The 4336-nt window shown below is 68.8% G+C and carries 6 protein-coding genes; 4 read left to right on the top strand and 2 right to left on the bottom strand.

The window, feature by feature from the left end; all coding sequences use genetic code 11:
* On the top strand, positions 1–1161 hold a 1161-nt coding region (locus tag UK23_RS03615), incomplete at its 5' end, for a serine/threonine protein kinase (RefSeq protein ID WP_045309901.1).
* 7 nt (positions 1162–1168) lie between these two features.
* On the opposite strand, the gene UK23_RS03610 is transcribed toward UK23_RS03615, so the two are convergent.
* Positions 1169–2071, bottom strand: coding sequence for a LysR family transcriptional regulator (locus UK23_RS03610; RefSeq protein ID WP_045309900.1), 903 nt, complete (start codon positions 2069–2071; stop codon positions 1169–1171).
* An 81-nt stretch (positions 2072–2152) separates the two neighbouring features.
* Between UK23_RS03610 and UK23_RS03605 the strand changes: the two genes are divergently transcribed.
* Together UK23_RS03605 and UK23_RS03600 are read left to right on the top strand one after the other, a co-directional pair.
* The gene (locus tag UK23_RS03605; protein ID WP_045309899.1) at positions 2153–3079 is read left to right on the top strand and encodes a DMT family transporter; all 927 of its coding nucleotides are present in this window, start codon (positions 2153–2155) and stop codon (positions 3077–3079) included.
* A gap of 121 nt (positions 3080–3200) precedes the next feature.
* Positions 3201–3620 carry an SsgA family sporulation/cell division regulator gene (locus UK23_RS03600; protein ID WP_045309898.1) on the top strand — a complete coding sequence of 140 codons (420 nt, stop codon included), beginning with the start codon at positions 3201–3203 and terminating at the stop codon, positions 3618–3620.
* A gap of 13 nt (positions 3621–3633) precedes the next feature.
* Here the strand turns inward: UK23_RS03600 and UK23_RS03595 are convergent, their stop codons facing one another.
* Positions 3634–3852, bottom strand: coding sequence for a hypothetical protein (locus UK23_RS03595; protein ID WP_045309897.1), 219 nt, complete (start codon positions 3850–3852; stop codon positions 3634–3636).
* Positions 3853–4023: 171 nt separating this feature from the next.
* Between UK23_RS03595 and UK23_RS03590 the strand changes: the two genes are divergently transcribed.
* Positions 4024–4336 (top strand): protein kinase domain-containing protein (locus tag UK23_RS03590; RefSeq protein WP_156212714.1); only part of this gene is annotated, 313 nt, incomplete at its 3' end.

Below are 4336 nucleotides of genomic sequence, written 5' to 3'. Positions count from 1 at the left end.
GTCAAGATCACCGACTTCGGCATCTCCCGCGCGACCGGTGACGTCACGGTCACCGCGACCGGCATGCTCGCCGGCACGCCCGCCTACCTCGCTCCCGAGGTCGCCAAGGGCTACGACCCCGGTTCGCCGTCCGACGTGTTCTCCCTGGGCTCGACGCTGTACGCCGCGATCGAGGGCACGCCGCCGTTCGGCCTGAGCGAGAACACCATCGCGTTGCTGCACAAGGTGGCGTCCGGCAAGGTCGACCCGCCGCGCAACGCAGGCCCGATGACGGCGCTGCTGATGCGCCTGCTGCGAGCCGAGCCGGAAGACCGCCCGACCATGGCCGAGGCGCGCGACGCGCTCGCCGCCGTCGCGAACGGCCAGGCCGCCGCCGCGTTCACGCCGGCCGTGGTGGCCCCTACGCACCCGCCGTCGTGGCGTGGCACCCCCGTTCAGCAGCAACCGCAGCAGCAGGCCGCAACGCGGGCCCTGACGCCCACGCCGCCTCCTCCCAACGCCACGCGCGTCGACCTGCACACGCCCCCTCGGGCAGTGCCGACGCAGCAGCAGCCGCCGAACCACCGTCCGGCCGCCGCACCTCAGTACTCACAGCGCCCGAAGACATCGACGCTGTCCTCGGTGTCGTCGAAGAGCAAGAAGTCGACCGTCTACACCGCGCTCGCCATCGTCGCGGCCGCGGTGATCGGCATCATGTTCGCGAGCATGATCTCGAACAACAAGGACAAGGGCGGCGGCGACAACAACGCGGGCGGCAACACCCAGGTCCAGCAGACGAACGACAGCACGAAGCCGTCGACGCCGCAGAAGTCCGCGGGCAAGGCCGGTCAGTGGACGAGCCAGCCGTCGTCCGACGACATGCGGAGCTTCCTGAACGACTACTTCGGCACCGCGCCCAGTTCTCCGGAAGAAGCCTGGAAGATGGGCAACGGCAATTTCCAGAGCAGCTACCCCGGTGGTTACGCCGCATTCCAGGACTTCTGGAACGACGTCAAGTCGACCAAGATCGTCAGCGCGAACGAGGTCTCGGAGTACTACTGGGAAGTGACCGTCGAGTACACGAAGAAGACCGGCGGCAAGACCACGGAGAAGCGCGGTATCTCGTTCCAGTGGGCCAGCCCGCAGTTCCTGTTGAGCAGCGACAAGACGCTCGGCGGGTGACAGCTGGTCAGGAGGCCTTCGCGGCCTTCTCCAGCGCTTCCGCCAGCGCGATGACGGCGGGGTTCCACGCGGCTTCCTCGCGGTAGACGACGTGAATGTGCCGCACCGGTTCGGGATTGCGGATCTTGCGCAGAACAACGCCGGGGTGCGCATAGCTGAGGCCGAGCTGGGGAATGATCGTGACGCCCAGCCCGGCAGCCACGAACCCCTGCGCGGTCGCGTAGTCGTCGCTTTCGACGGCGACCTTCGGCGAGAATCCGGCGCCCGCGCACGCGTTCTTCACGAGGTTCGAGCACGGTCCGGCGGCACTGCAGTCCGCGTCGATCCAGGGCTCGTCGGCCAGCTCCGCCAGGTCGATCACGCGCTTGCGGGACAGGGCGTGGCCGCGGGGCAGGACGGCGAAGAACGGGTCGGCGAGCAGGTGCCGCGCGACCATGCCGAGGGGCGCGGGCTCGTCCGGCTCCAGGACGGTGATCGCGACGTCGGCGCGGCCCGCGGCGAGCTCCTCGAACGGGTCCTTGGGCTCGGTGAGCTTGAGGTCGAGCTCGACACCGGCGCGTTCGGCGCGGAAGGTGGCGACCGCGGGCGGCACGAGAGCGGCACCGACCGTGGCGAAGTAGCGGACGCGCAGGGTGCCCGCGCAGCCGTTGCGCAGCGCGGCGAGGGCGCTCTCGGCCTCGGCGAGCTGGTCGGCGAGGCGGCCGGCGTGCTCGGTGAGCAGACGCCCCGCGGCGGTGGGCCGGATGCCCCGGCCGACGCGCTCCAGCAACGGCAACCCGGCCTGCTTCTCCAGGCCCGCGACCTGTTGCGAGACCGCGGACGGGGTGTAGCCGAGGTTCGTCGCGGCCGCGGTGATGGAACCCGAGGTCACGACCGCTCTGAGCACCTGCATGCGACGCACGTCCAGCATGATGTGACCTTACAGCGTTGCTTAACGGTTGTGCACAACAATTAAATTGTAATTACGGGTGTCACGGCGCATCGTTGACACGTGAACCAACGCGGAACGTTGATCAGGATGGGCGTCCTCGCCCTGCTGTGGGGATCCAGCTTTCTGTGGATCAAGCTCGCGCTGGGGAGTCTCGCTCCTCTGCAGATCTCGCTCGTGCGGACGTTCTTCGGGGCGCTCGTGCTGGTCGTCGTGCTCGCCGCGGCGAGGATGTCGCTGCCACGCGACAAGCGGATCTGGGGTCACATGCTCTTCGTGGCGACGTTCGGCAGCGTCGTCCCGTTCACGCTCTTCGCGTTCGGCGGCCAGACCGTCGACTCTGGCGTCTCCGGCGTCCTCAACTCCACGACGCCGCTGTTCGCGCTGACCATCGGGCTCGTGCTGGGCACCGAGAAGATCAGCAACCTCGTCCGGATGCTCGGCCTCGGGCTCGGCTTCGCGGGCGTCCTGCTGATCTTCGCGCCGTGGCAGCAGGCCAACAGCATCGCCAGCTGGGGCGCTGTGCTGTGCCTCCTGGGCGCCGCCTCGTACGCCATCGGCTACTCCTACGCCGGCCGCTACCTGGTCAACACCGGCGCGACCTCCACGCAGCTCGCCGCGATGCAGCTGACCACCGCGATGGGTCTGCTGATCCTGGCCACGCCGTTCGGTGGCCTGGAGCCACTGCACCTGCACTGGGTCGGCGTGGTCGCCGTGATCATCCTGGGCATCTTCGGCACCGGCGTCGCGTTCATCCTCAACTACCGCGTCATCGCGGACGAGGGCGCCACCACGGCAACTACGGTCGGTTACCTTCTGCCGGTGGTTTCGGTACTCCTTGGAGCGATCTTCCTCGGAGAGCAACTCAACGCAAGGGTCGTCGCGGGCATGCTCGTGGTGCTCCTGGGCGTCGCGTTGACCCGGAAGCAGCCCGTCCCGGCAGGTCAGGCCATCTCACCAAACGAGACGCGCGACCTGGTCAAACGCTGAACGGTGAGACGCACGTCTCCCCCAATAGGATGGTTCCGAGACGAATCGCGTCCTTATCGAGCTGGTTGGCCGTCTCCTCTTTGTGAGCGGACATGGAGACCAGCCTGGGAAGGACATCGACATGAACAACGAGAACCTGAAGGTCACCACCCGGACGACTTTTCAGCTGCTCGCGCCCGGCGCGGCTCCCGCGCCGGTCGAGGCCGAACTCGTCTACGACCCGGAGGACCCCTACGCGGTCGCCGTCGTCTTCCACACCGGCACCGGCCGCGTGGAGTGGATGTTCGCCCGCGACCTGCTGGCCGACGGCCTGCTGACGCCGTCCGGTGAGGGCGACATCCTGGTCCGCCCCGCGTCCGACGACCCGGAGCGCGTCCTGGTCGAGCTGAACGCACCCACCGGGTTCGCCATCCTCAGCGCGGTCGCGGAGGACGTGGCGGCGTTCCTGGACAGCTCCTACGACGTCGTCCAGCCGGGCGAGGAGGACCTGTGGATCGACTTCGAGCGGGAGCTGCAGAAGCTCGTGTCGACGATCGACTAGTCGCTCGCGTGTCTCAGGTGGTCTGACGGGCGCGGGACGAGGTGCCGGTGCGGCAGCTCGTCACCGGAGACCACGCGCGGTGTTCGCCGATGTGGGCAGCTTCGGCGAGAGGAACCGCGGCAGCGATGTCGTTCCGGCTCACCAGGCACGTGTCCCCACCGGTCTGGAGCCGATGTGAGAGGACAGGCGCGGTGCTCGCCGTTGTGGGCAGCGACGGCAGGACGGGCGCCACCCGGTCGCCTTGGGGGTGTGCGCCGAGGTGACCGACGGACGTTGTGAGCGATTCGCACCACCCGTTGGGCGTGATCCGGCCAGGTCGCTGTCGGGCATTGATTAGTCTCGTGGGGTGACAACCACCATCGGGGGCCGCTACACGCTGCTCGAGCGCGTCGGCAGCGGCGCGATGGGGGTGGTCTGGCGGGCGCGGGACGAGGTGCTGGCGCGTGAGGTCGCGGTCAAGCAGCTCATCACCGGCGACCACCAGCGGGCCATGCGCGAGGCGCGCAACGCCGCCCGGTTGCACCACCCGCACGCGATCGCCGTGTTCGACGTCGTCGGCACCGACGACGAGCCGTGGATCGTCATGGAGTACCTGCCGTCGCACAGCCTGTCGGCGCTCATCGCCGAGAGAGGGCCGATGAAGCCCGCGCAGGCGGCGAGCATCGGGGCGAAGGTCGCGTCGGCACTGGCCGCGGCGCACGCGGCGGGGATCGTCC

Origin of the sequence: Lentzea aerocolonigenes (assembly GCF_000955955.1) — a bacterium.
In the GTDB taxonomy this organism is placed as follows: Bacteria; Actinomycetota; Actinomycetes; order Mycobacteriales; family Pseudonocardiaceae; genus Lentzea; species Lentzea aerocolonigenes_A.
This window is presented reverse-complemented; position numbering and strand designations above follow the sequence as displayed.

Coding starts and splice junctions, on each gene's coding strand:
- UK23_RS03600 (WP_045309898.1), top strand. CDS start 3,201: ATGAACAACGAGAACCTGAAGGTCACCACCCGGACGACTTTTCAGCTG.
- UK23_RS03610 (WP_045309900.1), bottom strand. CDS start 2,071: ATGCTGGACGTGCGTCGCATGCAGGTGCTCAGAGCGGTCGTGACCTCG.